The sequence below is a fragment of the Microcoleus sp. FACHB-672 genome, assembly GCF_014695725.1.
Taxonomy (GTDB): domain Bacteria; phylum Cyanobacteriota; class Cyanobacteriia; order Cyanobacteriales; family Oscillatoriaceae; genus FACHB-68.
Genome location: NZ_JACJOU010000004.1, coordinates 212,335 through 229,222 on the forward strand (window position 1 = coordinate 212,335; position 16,888 = coordinate 229,222).

General features: G+C 48.2%; 10 protein-coding genes, 2 tRNA genes and 3 rRNA genes. 11 read left to right on the top strand and 4 right to left on the bottom strand.

Annotated features, from left to right (window positions below; translation table 11 throughout):
• Positions 1-67: 67 nt before the first annotated feature.
• On the bottom strand, positions 68-964 hold the full coding sequence (gene nadC / locus H6F56_RS01975; RefSeq protein WP_190665168.1) for a carboxylating nicotinate-nucleotide diphosphorylase: 897 nt from the start codon (positions 962-964) through the stop codon (positions 68-70).
• 329 nt (positions 965-1,293) lie between these two features.
• Here nadC and H6F56_RS01980 point away from each other — a divergent pair.
• From H6F56_RS01980 to rrf, 5 genes are all read left to right on the top strand, one after another.
• Positions 1,294-2,784: ribosomal RNA gene (locus H6F56_RS01980) — 16S ribosomal RNA — on the top strand.
• A 121-nt stretch (positions 2,785-2,905) separates the two neighbouring features.
• Positions 2,906-2,979 (top strand) — tRNA-Ile (locus H6F56_RS01985).
• A gap of 53 nt (positions 2,980-3,032) precedes the next feature.
• A tRNA-Ala gene (locus H6F56_RS01990) sits at positions 3,033-3,105 on the top strand.
• Positions 3,106-3,394: 289 nt separating this feature from the next.
• Positions 3,395-6,284 (top strand): 23S ribosomal RNA (locus tag H6F56_RS01995).
• Between the two features lie 68 nt (positions 6,285-6,352).
• Positions 6,353-6,470: ribosomal RNA gene (rrf, locus tag H6F56_RS02000) — 5S ribosomal RNA — on the top strand.
• The 16S, 23S and 5S rRNA genes sit together here with 2 tRNA genes alongside, the layout of an rRNA operon.
• A 439-nt stretch (positions 6,471-6,909) precedes the next feature.
• Here the strand turns inward: rrf and H6F56_RS02005 are convergent.
• A complete protein-coding gene (locus H6F56_RS02005) occupies positions 6,910-8,175 on the bottom strand; it encodes an HhoA/HhoB/HtrA family serine endopeptidase (protein WP_190665169.1) in 1,266 nt (421 codons plus the stop codon).
• A gap of 224 nt (positions 8,176-8,399) precedes the next feature.
• Positions 8,400-9,494: a 3-dehydroquinate synthase gene (gene aroB / locus H6F56_RS02010; RefSeq protein ID WP_190665170.1), complete on the bottom strand. Its 1,095-nt coding sequence runs from the start codon at positions 9,492-9,494 to the stop codon at positions 8,400-8,402.
• A gap of 162 nt (positions 9,495-9,656) precedes the next feature.
• Between aroB and H6F56_RS02015 the strand changes: the two genes are divergently transcribed.
• Entirely contained in the window at positions 9,657-9,758 is a 102-nt protein-coding gene (locus H6F56_RS02015; RefSeq protein WP_190665171.1) for a cytochrome b6-f complex subunit PetL, read from the top strand.
• A gap of 53 nt (positions 9,759-9,811) precedes the next feature.
• On the opposite strand, the gene H6F56_RS02020 is transcribed toward H6F56_RS02015, so the two are convergent.
• Positions 9,812-11,395 carry a B12-binding domain-containing radical SAM protein gene (locus tag H6F56_RS02020; protein WP_190665172.1) on the bottom strand — a complete coding sequence of 528 codons (1,584 nt, stop codon included), beginning with the start codon at positions 11,393-11,395 and terminating at the stop codon, positions 9,812-9,814.
• A gap of 199 nt (positions 11,396-11,594) precedes the next feature.
• Between H6F56_RS02020 and H6F56_RS02025 the strand changes: the two genes are divergently transcribed.
• The 5 genes from H6F56_RS02025 to H6F56_RS02045 all read left to right on the top strand — a co-directional run bounded on the left by H6F56_RS02025 (position 11,595) and on the right by H6F56_RS02045 (position 16,873).
• A complete protein-coding gene (locus H6F56_RS02025; RefSeq protein WP_242031828.1) occupies positions 11,595-13,097 on the top strand; it encodes a TIGR04222 domain-containing membrane protein in 1,503 nt (500 codons plus the stop codon).
• A 143-nt stretch (positions 13,098-13,240) separates the two neighbouring features.
• On the top strand, positions 13,241-13,573 hold the full coding sequence (locus H6F56_RS02030; RefSeq protein WP_190665174.1) for a hypothetical protein: 333 nt from the start codon (positions 13,241-13,243) through the stop codon (positions 13,571-13,573).
• Between the two features lie 23 nt (positions 13,574-13,596).
• Positions 13,597-15,057, top strand: a complete 1,461-nt coding sequence (locus H6F56_RS02035) for a serine/threonine protein kinase (protein WP_190665175.1) — start codon at positions 13,597-13,599, stop codon at positions 15,055-15,057.
• A 44-nt stretch (positions 15,058-15,101) separates the two neighbouring features.
• Entirely contained in the window at positions 15,102-15,728 is a 627-nt protein-coding gene (locus H6F56_RS02040; RefSeq protein ID WP_190665177.1) for a sigma-70 family RNA polymerase sigma factor, read from the top strand.
• 14 nt (positions 15,729-15,742) lie between these two features.
• On the top strand, positions 15,743-16,873 hold the full coding sequence (locus tag H6F56_RS02045) for a DUF1822 family protein (protein ID WP_190665179.1): 1,131 nt from the start codon (positions 15,743-15,745) through the stop codon (positions 16,871-16,873).
• The last annotated feature ends 15 nt before the right edge of the window (positions 16,874-16,888 follow it).

Here is a 16,888-nt window from a genome sequence, read left to right on the forward strand (position 1 = left end):
TGCCGATGGGGCCGGTAGATTTATTGTTTAATGCACTTTATTTTTCATCGAGAAAATTAACTAAATTTTAGTGATCATCTTTTTGAAGCGACTGGGTGCCGGTGTTAAGTTTCATGCTTAAATCTAGCCAAGTCGAGCGAGTTATGGGGGCGCTGGTGGAAATGTAGTCAACGCCGGTTTGGGCGACAGCACGCAGGGTTTCCAGAGTGATATTGCCCGATGCTTCAATTTTGATATGAGGCTGTGAAGCCCGAATTAGCTGCACTGCTTGCTGCATCAGCTCAACAGGCATATTGTCTAGCATGATGATGTCCGCTCTGTGGTTGAGGGCTTCTTCTACTTGAGCTAGTGTTTCTGTTTCCACTTCTACTGTGAGAGGGTAAGGAATTCGCGCTCGAATTTGCGTGATTGCTGCGCCAATGCTGCCGGCAGCGGCAATGTGGTTATCCTTAATCATCACACCGTCATCGAGTCCCATGCGGTGGTTCTTAGCTCCTCCTACTTGGGTTGCGTATTTCTCTAAAAGCCTAAGACCAGGCGTTGTCTTGCGAGTATCTACCAGTTGTGCAGGGAGATCAGCAATTTGCTCAACATATTTGCTTGTCAAGCTGGCGATCCCACTAAGACGCATGGCTAGGTTTAAGGCCACTCGTTCACCCATGAGTAGCGCATCTAGTGGGCCATTAAGGTGAGCGACGACTTGTTTTGGGTTGCACCATTCACCTTCGGCAACAGTAGGCACGAAGCGAACCTTATCATTCAACATCTGAAAAACTAAGGCAGCGATAGGCAGGCCCGTGATCACGCCCGGTTCCTTGACAATCCATTCGGCTTGCCCCTCTGGGACGTTTGCCGTAAATAGGCTTTGAGTCGTGCGATCTCCTCGGCCTATGTCTTCCAGCAGCCAGCCCTCCAAGAGCGGCTCCAACACCAGCAAGGGGGGCAAAACAGTATTAGCGCTCACAGCGTACATTTCCCTATTAGAGTATTAGAGTTTTTCTTCATGGAGATAAGCTAGCTCAAAGTCTTACCGGCAGGGAGTTTGAGAGATTTGTTAAAACAATTTCAAAATATTTTTTCAAAAAGGGGTTGACAGACTTTGGGGGAATTGATAGATTAGTAAAGCGCTCAAGGGAAGCGACGTGAAAGCGAAGCGCCTCAAAGCGCCCTGAACCTAGAAAAAATAATAGTTTGAAAGCCAGAAACATTCAACCGGGTCAAGAAAAAACTTAGAACGAGCTGATTAGTCAGTAAGTGAAAGGAACCGGAACCGAAGAAATACCGGAGCCAAACCAAACGGAGAGTTTGATCCTGGCTCAGGATGAACGCTGGCGGTCTGCTTAACACATGCAAGTCGAACGGAGGTAGAAATACCTTAGTGGCGGACGGGTGAGTAACGCGTGAGAATCTGCCAAAAGGACGGGGACAACAGGGGGAAACCGCTGCTAAAACCCGATGTGCCGAGAGGTAAAAAATTAATTGCCTTTTGATGAGCTCGCGTCAGATTAGCTAGTTGGTGAGGTAAAGGCTCACCAAGGCGACGATCTGTAGCTGGTCTGAGAGGACGACCAGCCACACTGGGACTGAGACACGGCCCAGACTCCTACGGGAGGCAGCAGTGGGGAATTTTCCGCAATGGGCGAAAGCCTGACGGAGCCAGACCGCGTGGGGGACGAAGGCTTTTGGGTTGTAAACCCCTTTTCTCAGGGAAGAAAAAAATGACGGTACCTGAGGAATAAGCATCGGCTAACTCCGTGCCAGCAGCCGCGGTAAGACGGAGGATGCAAGCGTTATCCGGAATGATTGGGCGTAAAGCGTCCGCAGGTGGCTCTTCAAGTCTGCTGTCAAAGAGCAAGGCTCAACCTTGTCAAGGCAGTGGAAACTGAAAGGCTAGAGTGTGGTAGGGGTAGAGGGAATTCCCAGTGTAGCGGTGAAATGCGTAGAGATTGGGAAGAACACCGGTGGCGAAAGCGCTCTACTGGACCTGCACTGACACTGAGGGACGAAAGCTAGGGGAGCGAATGGGATTAGATACCCCAGTAGTCCTAGCCGTAAACGATGGAAACTAGGTGTGGCCTGTATCGACCCGGGCCGTGCCGTAGCTAACGCGTTAAGTTTCCCGCCTGGGGAGTACGCACGCAAGTGTGAAACTCAAAGGAATTGACGGGGGCCCGCACAAGCGGTGGAGTATGTGGTTTAATTCGATGCAACGCGAAGAACCTTACCAGGACTTGACATGTCGCGAACCCCTTTGAAAGGAGGGGGTGCCTTAGGGAGCGCGAACACAGGTGGTGCATGGCTGTCGTCAGCTCGTGTCGTGAGATGTTGGGTTAAGTCCCGCAACGAGCGCAACCCTCGTCCTTAGTTGCCATCATTAAGTTGGGAACTCTAGGGAGACTGCCGGTGACAAACCGGAGGAAGGTGGGGATGACGTCAAGTCAGCATGCCCCTTACGTCCTGGGCGACACACGTACTACAATGGTTGGGACAGAGGGCAGCCAGACTGCGAAGTCGAGCTAATCCCGAAAACCCAGCCTCAGTTCAGATCGCAGGCTGCAACTCGCCTGCGTGAAGGAGGAATCGCTAGTAATCGCAGGTCAGCATACTGCGGTGAATCCGTTCCCGGGCCTTGTACACACCGCCCGTCACACCATGGGAGTTGGCCACGCCCGAAGTCGTTACTCTAACCCGCAAGGGAGGAGGACGCCGAAGGCAGGGCTGATGACTGGGGTGAAGTCGTAACAAGGTAGCCGTACCGGAAGGTGTGGCTGGATCACCTCCTTTATAGGGAGACCCGCTTCATCTGTCAAAGAAGAGTAAAAATCATCAGACAGAGAGAAGATATCCCGAGGTCGTGACCGGGTGAAGAAGAAAGGCTTTCAAACTATTAAACGGTTCAGAAAATGGGCTATTAGCTCAGGTGGTTAGAGCGCACCCCTGATAAGGGTGAGGTCCCTGGTTCGAGTCCAGGATGGCCCACCTGAATAGAAGTGAGGAAAGAGGAAAAACCTCTCAAAACGAACTTCTCTAGTGGGGGTATAGCTCAGTTGGTAGAGCGCTGCCTTTGCAAGGCAGATGTCAGCGGTTCGAGTCCGCTTACCTCCACTCAACCAACAGCCAAAATCTAAAAAAAAAGTCATCTCGTCATTGCCAAATCAAAGAAAAAGCGGTTAGAATAAGAATCCGCTCAATGAAAAGGCAAAACGCGAACAGCGGAAAAAATTCAGCAACTGAACTTGAACAAAGACAAGCCAGCCTGCTGGATGAGATTCCAGTCAGAACCTTGAAAACTGCATAGCAACAAGTCAGGTAGAAAGTGTCAGGCAAACAGCGAAGCGCAGCCGTAAAAGTTGTGCCGAGCGAATTGCCCCACAGACAATCAAAGAAAAATAGTGGTCAAGCTACAAAGGGCTGACGGTGGATACCTAGGCACACAGAGGCGAAGAAGGACGTGGCGACCGACGAAACGCTCCGGGGAGCTGGAAGCAAGCATTGAGCCGGAGATGTCCGAATGGGGCAACCCCTAGTACAGCCTGTTGAATACATAGACAGGAATGAGCCAACCGGGCGAACTGAAACATCTTAGTAGCCCGAGGAAAAGAAATCAACAGAGATTCCCCGAGTAGTGGTGAGCGAAACGGGAAAAGCCTAAACCAACTGGAATACCAGTTGGGGTTGTGGGACAGCATCACGAGACGGGAAAGGTTAGACGAAGCCATTGAAAGCGGCACCAGAGAAGGTGAAAGTCCTGTAGTTAAAAACCCGAACCGCTCAGCTGTATCCCGAGTAGCACGGGGCACGTGGAATCCCGTGTGAATCAGCGAGGACCATCTCGTAAGGCTAAATACTCCTGTGTGACCGATAGCGAAACAGTACCGTGAGGGAAAGGTGAAAAGAACCCCGCAAGGGGAGTGAAATAGAACATGAAACCGTCAGCTTACAAGCAGTGGGAGGACGATTTAACGTCTGACCGCGTGCCTGTTGAAGAATGAGCCGGCGAGTTATAGGTTGTGGCAGGTTAAGGCAAAAATAGCCGGAGCCAAAGCGAAAGCGAGTCTGAATAGGGCGAATTCGTCACAATTTATAGACCCGAACCCGGGTGATCTAACCATGTCCAGGATGAAGCTTGGGTAACACCAAGTGGAGGTCCGAACCGACCGATGTTGAAAAATCGGCGGATGAGGTGTGGTTAGGGGTGAAATGCCAATCGAACCCGGAGCTAGCTGGTTCTCCCCGAAATGTGTTGAGGCGCAGCGGTTGAGATTATAACCTGGGGGTAAAGCACTGTTTCGGTGCGGGCTGCGAGAGCGGTACCAAATCGAGACAAACTCTGAATACCAGGCGTACACTCAGCCAGTGAGACGGTGGGGGATAAGCTTCATCGTCGAAAGGGAAACAGCCCAGACCACCAGCTAAGGCCCCCAAATGGGCGCTAAGTGATAAAGGAGGTGGGAGTGCATTGACAACCAGGAGGTTTGCCTAGAAGCAGCCAACCTTAAAAGAGTGCGTAATAGCTCACTGGTCAAGCGCTCTCGCGCCGAAAATGAACGGGGCTAAGCGGCCTGCCGAAGCTGTGGGATATGTAATTTATGTATCGGTAGGGGAGCGTTCCGCAGTAGTGAGAAGCACTAGCGGCAAGCAGGTGTGGACGAAACGGAAGTGAGAATGTCGGCTTGAGTAGCGAAAACATTGGTAAGAATCCAATGCCCCGAAACCCCAAGGGTTCCTCCGCAAGGCTCGTCCACGGAGGGTCAGTCAGGGCCTAAGGCGAGGCAGAAATGCGTAGTCGATGGATAACGGGTTAACATTCCCGTACTGATTTAGGTTTGTGCAGAGGGACGGAGAAGGCAATCGCCAGCCGGATGTTGGTTACCGGTTCAAGCGTACAAGGTGTTGAGGGACGGAGAAAACGTCCTGAGCTGAGGCGTGAGTACGACCCCCTACGGGGGGGAAGTGGTAGAGGTCAGGCTTCCAAGAAAATCTCTAAACACGTTAAGCCTAAATTACCTGTACCCGAAACCGACACAGGTGGGGAGGTTGAGAATACCAAGGGGCGCGAGATAACTCTCTCTAAGGAACTCGGCAAAATGACCCCGTAACTTCGGGAGAAGGGGTGCCCACGCAAGTGGGTCGCAGTGAAGAGGCCCAGGCGACTGTTTACCAAAAACACAGGTCTCCGCCAAGTCGTAAGACGCAGTATGGGGGCTGACGCCTGCCCAGTGCCGGAAGGTTAAGGAAGTTGGTCAGGGGGAAACCCTAAAGCTGGCGACTGAAGCCCCGGTGAACGGCGGCCGTAACTATAACGGTCCTAAGGTAGCGAAATTCCTTGTCGGGTAAGTTCCGACCCGCACGAAAGGCGTAACGATCTGGGCGCTGTCTCGGAGAGAGGCTCGGCGAAATAGGATTGTCTGTGAAGATACGGACTACCCGCACCCGGACAGAAAGACCCTATGAAGCTTTACTGTAGCCTGGAATTGGGTTCGGGCTTCACTTGCGCAGGATAGGTGGGAGGCATTGAAGATTCCCTTGCGGGGGAATTGGAGCCACCGGTGAGATACCACTCTAGTGAAGCTAGAATTCTAACCCTAACCCGTTAACCGGGAAGGGAACCGTTTCAGGTGGGCAGTTTGACTGGGGCGGTCGCCTCCTAAAAAGTAACGGAGGCGCGCAAAGGTTCCCTCAGGCTGGTTGGAAATCAGCCGCAGAGTGTAAAGGCATAAGGGAGCTTGACTGCAAGAGCCACAACTCAAGCAGGGTGGAAACACGGCCTTAGTGATCCGACGGTTCCGAGTGGAAGGGCCGTCGCTCAACGGATAAAAGTTACTCTAGGGATAACAGGCTGATCTCCCCCAAGAGTTCACATCGACGGGGAGGTTTGGCACCTCGATGTCGGCTCATCGCAACCTGGGGCGGAAGTACGTCCCAAGGGTTGGGCTGTTCGCCCATTAAAGCGGTACGTGAGCTGGGTTCAGAACGTCGTGAGACAGTTCGGTCCATATCCGGTGCGGGCGCAAGAGCATTGAGAGGAGCCCTCCTCAGTACGAGAGGACCGGGAGGGACGCACCGCTGGTGTACCTGTTATCGTGCCAACGGTAAACGCAGGGTAGCCAAGTGCGGAGCGGATAACCGCTGAAAGCATCTAAGTGGGAAGCCCACCTCAAGATGAGTGCTCTCATGGAGTTAATCCAGTAAGGTCACGGAGAGAACATCCGTTAATAGGCGCTAGGTGGAAGCCCAGTAATGGGTGCAGCCAAGGCGTTCTAACAGACCGAGGGCTTGACCTCACCTTCTATTGATTACTACTAACTTGTTGCTATGCAGCCTTCAGGGTTGTGTTAACCCACTAATTTTTCCTGGTGCGTTTGGCGCGGCGGAACCACACCGACTCCATCCCGAACTCGGAGGTGAAACGCTGCAGCGGCGAAGATACTTGAGGGGTAGCCCTCTGGAAAAATAGCTCCGTGCCAGGTCTCAATTTTCTTCAAAAGCTCCTTACTAATAAGGGGCTTTTTGTTTTTAATTTGACGTTAATCAGCCAACTTAACTATTGTTTAGAGACAGACTCTTATTGAACTTGAAGAAAAATTAAATTTTTACGTTGCCCACTCTATAATGCGTTCAAAAACTTAAAAAATAACATTATTGCGTTCAAAAACTTAAAAAATAACATTATTATGTCATCTGTGTTTTTAGCAATTATTCTCGTTGCTTTGCTTAATCTGTCGGGTGTTGCAGTGATCACTTACCTTTTTCCGAAACGCGACTCCCACCATTAGATTTGCATGAATGATGAGCCAGAAACAAGTGCGAGAAATGAGTGCTCGTTTCAGACAAAAAAAGGATGGGCGAGCGACCCATCCTAAACAGTCAATCAGGAAATCTATTTAAAAACTTTGAAGCGCTAACCAGTTATTGTTCCTGAGCCGGCAGGGGTGCCGGTCGCACAGCTAACTTGAGGCTTTGGCCATTGCGGCGCAATTCTACTTGCATATCCGTCCCGATTTTGCCTTTTTCAACTTCTTGTTGAATGCTGCCGGCATCGTTTACTGGTGAGCCATTCAGCTTTTGAATAACATCACCGACACGTACTCCCGCTTTGGCTGCCGGTGAATCTGGCAAGACTTTCATCACTAACACGCCTTGATCTTCATTAACAGTCACAGGCGCATTCGGATTTTTATTGATATTTTCCTTAATTTCTGGGGTTAGCGTTACCATTTGGATGCCTAAATAAGGATGTTGCGCCCTGCCGGTGGTTGCGAGTTGATCAGCAATTTGTTGTGCCTTATTAATCGGAATCGCAAAACCCAACCCTTGCGCCCCACTAATGATAGCCGTATTCATCCCAATCACCTCACCGGCTTGATTCAGCAGAGGCCCCCCTGAATTACCGGGATTAATTGCAGCATCGGTTTGAATAAAGCTGACTCGCTTATCAGGCACTCCGACTTGAGAACTTGTGCGGCCAGTAGCACTAATAATTCCCACAGTTACCGTATTATCTAACCCCAAAGGATTGCCGATGGCAATTGCCCATTCACCGGGTTGTAGCTGCTCAGAATCACCCAGCTTTACACTCGGCAAATTATTCGCTTCAATTTTCACAACGGCAACATCTGTGACGGGATCGACCCCCAAAACTTTGCCCTTAAACTCACGTCCATCTTTCAGCGTTACTGTTACCGTGTCGGCACCATCGACGACATGAGCGTTGGTCAGAATATTACCGTCGGAGTTAATAATAAAACCTGAACCTGAACCTCTTTGAACCTGCGTCTGAGGTGGAATTGGAACCTTAGAGCCGAAGAATTGACGGAAGAAGGGGTCATTCAAAGCATCGGGTATCTGGGAAGTCACGGTTCGAGAGGCATCGATCCGCACAACAGCCGGCCCAACATTCTGAACCACTGAGGTAATAAAATTAGACTCGGTCGATATCGGCAATCGAGATTGAATGATCGGGCGAACTGGCACCTGAGCCGCCACAGACGCAGCCGGCTGGAGCGAGAGCACTTTCTGAGAAGCTAAGTAAGCTCCGGATAGAGCCATGCCGGCACCCAACAAAAGTACCGACAGATAACTAGCTGGCTTTTGCCAACCAGAGCGTGAAGCATTGAAGTCGATGCTGTTTGGCTGGCTAGAATGATGATTGGAATCGCGGGGTTGTGTTTGCATTGATAGTACCTGCTGCAAAGACGTCAGAATCAAGCGCTCTTGGCTTTAGCGAAAGCAGCCTTCAAGAGTTGACTCTTTTTAATTTAGATAGTGGATATGACGCTCTTGTGACAAACTTGTCTCAAAACCGTGATGATTTTATTTTCTTGTCCTTGGCAGCTCAAACAGGCTGGTTTTCAGATGGGAATGGGGAATGGGGCATTGGGGATTGGGCAATCAAACTCTCACTGCATTCCCTGCAACACTTGCCGAATTAAATCTGCCGGCACCTGATCGGTTACCGTTGCCGCACCGATTTTTTCTGGTAGTACAAACCGAACTTTTCCTGCCTTGACTTTCTTATCGCTTTGCAAACTTTCCAGAATTTTATCAATATCCAAAGGTGCCGGCAATTGAGTGGGCAAACCGGCTTTTTCAATTAATGCCAACTGCCGGTGATCGCAATCTTTATCCCACATTTGCAACTCAACTGCTAGCTGACTGGCTGCCACCATGCCGATGCCAACCGCTTCCCCATGATTGACGACTTTATAGCCGGTGAGGCTTTCCACCGCATGACCGATGGTGTGACCGTAATTTAAAATTGCCCGTAAGCCCGATTCTTTTTCATCTTTGCTCACTACATCTGCCTTACTTTGGCAGGATCGGCTTAAAATTTCTAGCAATAAATCAGCACTCACATAGCGCATTTGATCCAGGCGCTTGCACTCTTCCAGCTTGACAAATAACTCAGCATCCCAGATGACACCGTACTTAATCACTTCCGCCATGCCGGCTCGAAATTCCCTTGCCGGCAGCGTTTTCAGCACATCCGGGTCAATTAAAACCAACCGAGGTTGATGAAATGCCCCAATCAAATTTTTACCTTGCGGGTGATTAACGCCGGTTTTGCCGCCAATAGACGCATCCACCATTGCCAAAAGTGTTGTCGGCACTTGTACAACATTAATCCCGCGTAGCCAAGTTGCCGCCGCAAAGCCGGTCATATCGCCAACCACGCCACCGCCTAGCGCAACCATTGTTGACGAACGTTCTAAGCGGTTTTCCAAGGCAGCATCGTAAATCTTTTGCAGCGACTTGAGGGTTTTGTACTGTTCACCGGCAGGCAAAATGCAGCTAGCCACTTCAAACCCAGCCGTTTTTAAGGATGCCTGTACCTGTTCTCCGTAATGCCGGTAAAGCACCGGGTTAGAAACCAATAAAACTTTCTTACCGAGTTGCAACGGTTGCATCTGTGCGCCCAGTTCACCTAAACTGCCACAGGCGATCGCAATCTCATAAGACTGCTGCGGTAGATTCACGCGGACGACAGAAGCCATAATTCAATGCCTGATCAATCTTCAAGGTTACTGTACTTAGTACGTTTCTACCGCAGTCTTAACCAAAAGTCGAGTGTGCCGGTAGCAACCCGCTTCAGGGGCTGTATTCTAGCCCGCACCATGTTTCAATAGTTCTTATTAGATTTTGATGGAGAAATGTAAATGAGCGTAGATGCAGCCTTGTCTTATTTTCTGCTTTTAGGCGGTGCGTTTGGAACTGCTGTTGTGCTGCTATTTGGCTTGAGAGCTGTCAAACTGCTTTAGGCGCTAGGTTCTCGTTCCCAGGCAAGCGCTTGGGAACGAGGAGAATCGCTGAGTTAACTTGCTAGTTTCGCCGGCACCTCGGCTTCGGTAAGTTTGTGTTCCGCCTCATTTGCCAGAAACTCAGCCACCTGTGCTTCAATTTCATCGCGCACAATCTGCCGGTATTCTAAGAAATGCTCGTTGTGAGCGCACACTGTCAGGTAATGCTCCCACACCGCCGGATTGCGCTTAATGATGCTAAATAGGTGATGCCAGAATATCCAGCGAGTATTGCGCTTGAAACCCTGACGCCAGCAGACAATCAAGAAAGCGCGTACATCCACCCAACTGGGCCATTTAAACGGAAGTTTGCACACCGGCGCACCCATCATCAAGAAACAGCGATAGGTGCGATCCAGAAATAGCTTCGGATCGTACAACTGCCAGAACGCTTCCACATATTCCCTGGCAATCTCTTCTAAAGGCCGGGTGGGAATAAAATTCATCAATGTGGTTTGATTGATGTTGCCATCTTTGTTCCGCATCCGTCCTTCTTTTTCCAGCCGGTTCCACAGTGCGGTATGCGGCAACGCTTGCAACATGGCAAACGTTGTGCTAGGAATTGCTGCCAGCTCTGCAAATCGGACAATCCGATCACCAGCACCCGATTTTTCCCCATCAAAGCCAATAATAAATCCAGCCATTGGTCGCAGCCCAGCACGCATAATTGTCTGCACAGCATCAATCAGCGAACTGCGCGTGTTTTGAAATTTCTTGGTTAGTTGTAAACTTTCTTCATCCGGCGTTTCAATCCCCACAAACACCGCATCAAAATAGCACTCTAACATCAGCTGCATCAGTTCCGGGTCTTCTGCGAGGTCAATGGATGCTTCTGTATTAAATCGGAACGGATATTTATGTTCAGCTTGCCAGACTTTTAACTCTTTCAGCAACAACTTAACATTGCGTTTGTTGCCAATAAAGTTGTCATCTACCATGAACACACTGCGCCGCCAGCCTAATTCATAGAGATAATCCAACTCGGCTAGCAACTGTGCCGGTGTTTTGGTGCGGGGTTTGCGACCATAGAGTACAATAATGTCGCAGAATTCACACTGGAACGGACAGCCGCGAGAGAACTGAACCGACATGGAATCATAGGCGTCGAATTCCAGCAAATCGAAACGCGGAACGGGGGTGCTTGTCACATCCGGCTTCTCACCGCCAGATCGGAAAATTCCTTGCGTCTCACCTTTTTGAATCGCCTCGACAAACATCGGCAGCGTGATTTCCCCTTCATCCAAAATCAGATAATCCGCACCGGCTTCTGTGGCTTCACAGGGAACCGAAGTTGGATAAGGACCACCGACTGCGACTCGCTTGCCGCGCCGCTTGGCTTCACGAATTTGTTCAAGCAAATCAACTTTCTGGACAATCATCGCAGAAAGAATGACAATGTCTGCCCATGCCCAGTCTTCCTCAGTGACAAAGCGAATGTTGCGATCAACCAGCTTAAATTCCCACTCCTGAGGCAAGATTGCTGCCACTGTCACTAAACCTAAAGGCGGTAGCAAAACCTTGCGATTCACAAGTTCTAGGATTTTCTCGTAAGACCAGAACGTTTTGGGAAATAGAGGATAGACTAGCAAAACCCGCATTGATAAGCTCCTCACACTGTGAAATTAACATCTGAGTCTAAATGACTTAAGCTTAACGCGACTTGACTGCTTTCCCGGTTTGTACAACCGGCAGCTAAGTAAGTGAAACGTTCAAAATTGTCGCTTGTAAAGTTTTGTAACAATCCAGAAAATTCCACAGGGTTAACCGATATAAGCGGTTTAAGCAATTTCATTCCTCATGAAATATAGCGTTCACCGGGAAGCTAGAGTTATGAACCCGCAGCAAAGCCAACTTTATCAACAAATCCAAGCATTTTCCCTCGACGATCCCGATGCGAAATGGTGTTTTAGCCGGCGACTGGCAAAAGAAAAGGGCTGGAGTGATCGCTACACTCAGCGAGTGATTGCGGAATACAAAAAGTTTGCGTTTCTGGCAGTCGCGGCAGGACATCCGGTTTCCCCATCTGAGCCGGTTGATCAAGTCTGGCATTTGCATTTAACTTACACGCGATCTTACTGGCAAGAATTTTGTTCTCAGATTTTACAAATGCCACTGCATCATGAACCTTCTCGCGGAGGTAGCAGTGAACGCGATAAATATAACGATTGGTACAAAAAAACACTTGCCAGTTACGAGCGTTTTTTTGGGTATGCACCCCCTAATGATATCTGGCTTCCCTTGCACATTCATGCCAGTCACAGCAAGCAATTCGTGCAAGTCAACCGGCAACAGAATTGGATTGTGCCGAAGCCAAGTTTGAATTTCTTGCCCAAGATTGACTGGAATCAGCCGGCATTCTTGGCAGTGCTATTTGTTTTAACCCTTGCTGTAAGCGGCTGTGCTTCTTCCCTACAATCAGGCACTTTCCCCAATCCGCTTAACCTAACGGGGCCAACCTTTTTGGCACTATATGTATTTTTAGGGCTTGTCAGCATCATCTTGGGAGTCCTGCTGGGCCATTATCTGCGACTGCCGGGTGGCAACTCTACTGTTGAACTGGATTTGTATGAAACTGCCTACCTCAGCGCCGGACAACACCACACCGTGGATACGGCAATTGCCAGCCTTGTACAGCGCGAACAAGTGGAACCGCATACAGGCTGCCGGCTTGTCCTCACAACGACCTTAGAGCAGATTGATCACCCACTAGAACAAGCCGTTGCCGCAGCAATTGAAACCTATGGAAATATTTATCAGGTGAGAACAGCGACTGCGGTTACTGCTGCGGTTGAGCAAATTCGTGAACGCTTACAGCAATTGCAACTGCTGCTGAATCAAAAGCAAGCTGATTTTGTTCGGATCTTTTCAGCAATTCCTATTTTCTCTTTGTTGGCACTCGGCGTTACCAAAATTTTCGTGGGACTCTATCACGGCAAGCCAATAGGGTTGCTGCTGTTTCTGTGCATTCTCACCGCCTTCATTGGGTCAATTTTTCTATCTTCATCGCCGTTTCGTAGCCGATTAGGCGATCACGTACTCGTGAATATTCAAAGTCATTTGGGACGTCCAACAGTTGCTAGCACCACTGATCCGCAACTTCCAAGGGCGTTTGCTGTACTGGGCGCTGGCGTCTTAGCCGGCACCACACTTGTCGGTTTAAAAGAAGTTTTCATTCCTCCTGTGGCTGTTAGCAGTAGTGCCGGTGGCGGTGATGGTGGCGGCGGCGGCGGTGATGATGGTGGCTGTGGTGGTGGCGGTGGCTGCGGTGGCTGCGGCGGCTGCGGCGGCTGTGGCGGCTGAGACATGAGTAAGTATTCAGCGATTTGCCAGATGAAATGCAGTTGCTTGTATTGAAGGGTTGCCGGTTTATGTAAAGTTTCGTAACCATCCAGATAAATGTATCAGATCAATCCCAATAAGCAGATTGCTGATGAGGTGAGGATATGATGAGTTCGTTCGCCGGCACTCCCGAATTTTTCGTTTTGCTTGCTCCCCAAACCGAAGATTTTTTGTGTTTGGTAGAGGGTACGGATGGGGCGAATCTGTGGGAATGGACTCCTTTCATCATGAGGGCAATACAGTTCAAAACCTTTCAGGAAGCGAGGGAGAAAGCCGAAGAGTTAGTTAGGGATCGCCAAGAAGGTTACGAGCTAGCCGTGTGTCATGTTTTAGTATTCGACGACGGAACACATTTCATGTGGGGAAAGCAGGAAATCATCAGAAAGGGAAAGGGCTTTTCAACAATTGAGATAAACGCAGTCAATAAACCCCTATAAGCAAATAATGATGAGGTGAGGATATGATTGGGCAGGTGTTAGGCGAGCGATACCAAATTCAACAGCAACTCAGTAAAAAACCCGGACGAGAAACCTTTCTGGCGTTTGATCTCGTAACGCAGCAACTCGTGGTTGTCAAAATTCTGAAATTTGGTGGGGACTTGGAATGGGATCACCTGAAGTTGTTTGAGCGAGAAGCGCAAATCTTACAAACGCTTTCGCAGCCGACAATTCCTAAATACCTCAATGGGTTTGATCTCGATTTACCCACTTGCAAAGGCTTTGTTTTAGTTCAAACTTACATCAAAGCTGTTTCTTTAGAAGCTCATTTAAAAGCTGGCCGTACCTTCAGCGAGTCAGAGGTGAAACAACTTGCTGAAAAGCTCTTAGAAATCCTGATTTACTTACACGAACAAAAGCCACCGATTATTCACCGAGATATAAAACCGAGCAATATTCTGCTGAATAACCGTTCAGGTAATAATGTGGGGAACGTGTATTTGGTTGATTTTGGTTCTGTACAGAATTTGGCAGCGGTGGAAGGAGGAACTTTTACAGTTGTGGGAACCTATGGTTATATGCCGGTGGAACAATTTGGCGGGCGGGCAGTACCGGCTTCTGATTTGTATAGTCTGGGGGCAACGTTAATTTATTTAATGACAAGAGTGCATCCCTCTGATTTGCCGCAAAAAGATTTTCGCATTCAATTTGAACAAGTAACGGAGCTAAGTTTAGAATTCAGTCGCTGGTTGAGAAAGATAGTAGAACCGAGTTTGGATAAACGTTTTACTTCGGCTCAGGTAGCTTTGCAAGCGTTGAAGCAACCCAATTTAATCGATTCTGCACCGTTGATTCCTAGAAAGCCGGCAGGTAGCAATCTATTACTTACCAAGAGTGCAGCCGAACTGCAAATTATTATTCCATCATTTCTACAAGTAGTATTATCTAATTTTTTTAAATTCAATTGGTCATTGCCGATTATTATCAAAAAAATGTTTGTTGGTTTACATATTATCATCGAAAAAATAGTTTCATTTGCGGTTTTTATTGTTCTCTTTGGTTGGATGTTTATCGGTTCTTTGGTGGCAGGCATTTATTTTTATCCTTTGATGGGCTGGGTAATACTAGGTTTTTTGTTCTTTATTGCTATTCATAAATTATTTTACAAAGTTCGGTTACAAATAAATCAAGAAAAAATTTACTTTATTCAAAAAATTCTTGGATTTCAAATAATGACTTCATCTCTGAGAAAAGATATTATCAAAATTGAGCGAATTTGTCCTCATGTAAAAATTATAGAAAGCCCAGACAGTTTTTCATCTAATCTTGTTCGCAGCTCAATTGTGGTTTGGGCCGGCACCCAGAAATATGAACTGACAAATTTGACAGAGCCAGAACTAGATTGGTTGGCTTATGAGTTGAGTGAATGGTTAGAGTTACCTATCGAAATCCGCCAAGTACATACAGTAAAATCTACTAGCTAAATGATGTTTTTGTTTGAAATCGGCCTTCTAATTTACCTTACTTTATGTGTGAATTAAATGAACTCGTGTTAGAAACCCGTTGCTATCCGCATGGCAGCTTGGAGCGTCAAAAAAGGCTGAATCTTATTATTGCGAAGATGCAGCGCTCCACCCAAATTTGGCAAGCTCCAAATGTGCAAAGAGATGATTATCAGGAGGCACTGCAACAAACTTGGCTATGGTTTTGTGAGAATCTTGATCGTTACGATCCTAGTAAAGCCGGGGTCATGACGTGGTTCAACAATAATTTAAGGTTTAAAATTCTCAACCGCTGGCAAGAAATCAAAAAAGAAAAAGCAAAATTTATCTATTTAGAACACCCTCTGAATAAAGATGAAGCACCCTCCATGTGGAATATTCCAGACAGCCGGCCTGAACCTTCAACTCTTATGGAAGATCTCCTAGAATGGTTGGAGAAAAACAAAAAAGAACTCAAACGAATTCATGTAAGGAACTGCCCAGATGTGAACTGTTATATTTTAATCCGCTGTCGGTTGCCGCCAGAACCCATTCCTTGGGAAACGCTTTCTAAAGAACTTAAGGCTGCCGTTCCGACCTTGAGCGGTTTCTATCAACGCGAGTGTATTACTCAGCTCCAAAGATTTGCCAAAGAAGGCGGCTACCATTCCTAACATCACAATTAATCATGAAAGACTTAACTTCCTTTAGTACCTTTAGCATTCCTCTAGCTCCCAGAGATCGCTACACTGCCGAACAATTTGCGCGGGAGCAACCAACTGCCGAAAAAGCCACTCAGGTTTATTGCAATACTTTGGCAGTTTTGGTCGTCCATTACTATTTGCGAATGCTCGATATTTCTGTCGATCTCAAAACGAGTTATAGCTGGAACGCCGGCTGTCGTCTTGGGGCAGATATTGCTGATTTATATTTACCCGGAAAAGGGCGGCTAGAATGTCGCCCCATCCCTCTAGGAGAAGCAACCTGTGCCATTCCCCCAGAAGTTTGGGCAGATCGACTGGGTTACATCCTTGTTGAAATCAATGAAAGTTGTGAAGTAGGAACGATCTTAGGATTTGTTCAACTTGCCGCACCCACCATTTTCCGCTCACAATTACAACCACTTGACGCATTACTAGAAATATTGCACTCTACACCGACACTGGTTCCTTCACTCGGATTTATCCGCTTAAATCAATGGTTACATCAAGTATTCGATCCAGGTTGGCAGGGTTTTGAAGAATTAGTTTATCAGCAGCAAGCCTGGGCATTCCGCACGCGACTGGCTAAGTCTGTCCGCACGCGACAGGCTGAGTCTGTGAGTGTTTGGCAACCAATTGAACAGTTGTATTCTAGTCAAGAGACGGCTATTCTGCAAGATGAGCATTTTGCCCCCAGCGATGCACTGAGTTATTTAATTCAGAGGACTGAAGACGAAGAAGTGCGCTGGAAAGCGGCTGAACTCTTGTGGGATCTTGCTCCGGAAAACCCGCTAGCCGGCATTCGACGCGTCACTGACTTGAGAAGCCAATTAGCCGGTTATGCCGGCGCTTTAATGGTGGCAATTTTGCCTAAGGCTGATCAAACTTTCGCATTGTTATTGCGAGTCTATCCGCTGCGCTATCAATCCTATTTGCCAGCCGGTTTACAACTGGAAGTAAGCGGACAGGATGAATTGGGTAATCCAGTGAAAGAAAATGTTATAGCAAGAGAAAGTGATGACTACATTCAGCTAAAGTTAATTGCAGAACCGGGAGATCGGTTCAGTGTTGCCCTCAAGTTGGACAATGCCCGCTTTGAAGAACACTTTATGGTCTAACGCCAAGCGCGAATA

Excerpts from the sequence above, each read along its gene's own strand:
- H6F56_RS02005 (WP_190665169.1), bottom strand. The coding sequence starts at position 8,175 with ATGCAAACACAACCCCGCGATTCCAATCATCATTCTAGCCAGCCAAAC.
- H6F56_RS02035 (WP_190665175.1), top strand. The coding sequence starts at position 13,597 with ATGATTGGGCAGGTGTTAGGCGAGCGATACCAAATTCAACAGCAACTC.
- H6F56_RS02025 (WP_242031828.1), top strand. The coding sequence starts at position 11,595 with ATGAAATATAGCGTTCACCGGGAAGCTAGAGTTATGAACCCGCAGCAA.
- aroB (WP_190665170.1), bottom strand. The coding sequence starts at position 9,494 with ATGGCTTCTGTCGTCCGCGTGAATCTACCGCAGCAGTCTTATGAGATT.
- H6F56_RS02040 (WP_190665177.1), top strand. The coding sequence starts at position 15,102 with ATGTGTGAATTAAATGAACTCGTGTTAGAAACCCGTTGCTATCCGCAT.
- H6F56_RS02020 (WP_190665172.1), bottom strand. The coding sequence starts at position 11,395 with ATGCGGGTTTTGCTAGTCTATCCTCTATTTCCCAAAACGTTCTGGTCT.
- H6F56_RS02015 (WP_190665171.1), top strand. The coding sequence starts at position 9,657 with ATGAGCGTAGATGCAGCCTTGTCTTATTTTCTGCTTTTAGGCGGTGCG.
- H6F56_RS02045 (WP_190665179.1), top strand. The coding sequence starts at position 15,743 with ATGAAAGACTTAACTTCCTTTAGTACCTTTAGCATTCCTCTAGCTCCC.
- H6F56_RS02030 (WP_190665174.1), top strand. The coding sequence starts at position 13,241 with ATGATGAGTTCGTTCGCCGGCACTCCCGAATTTTTCGTTTTGCTTGCT.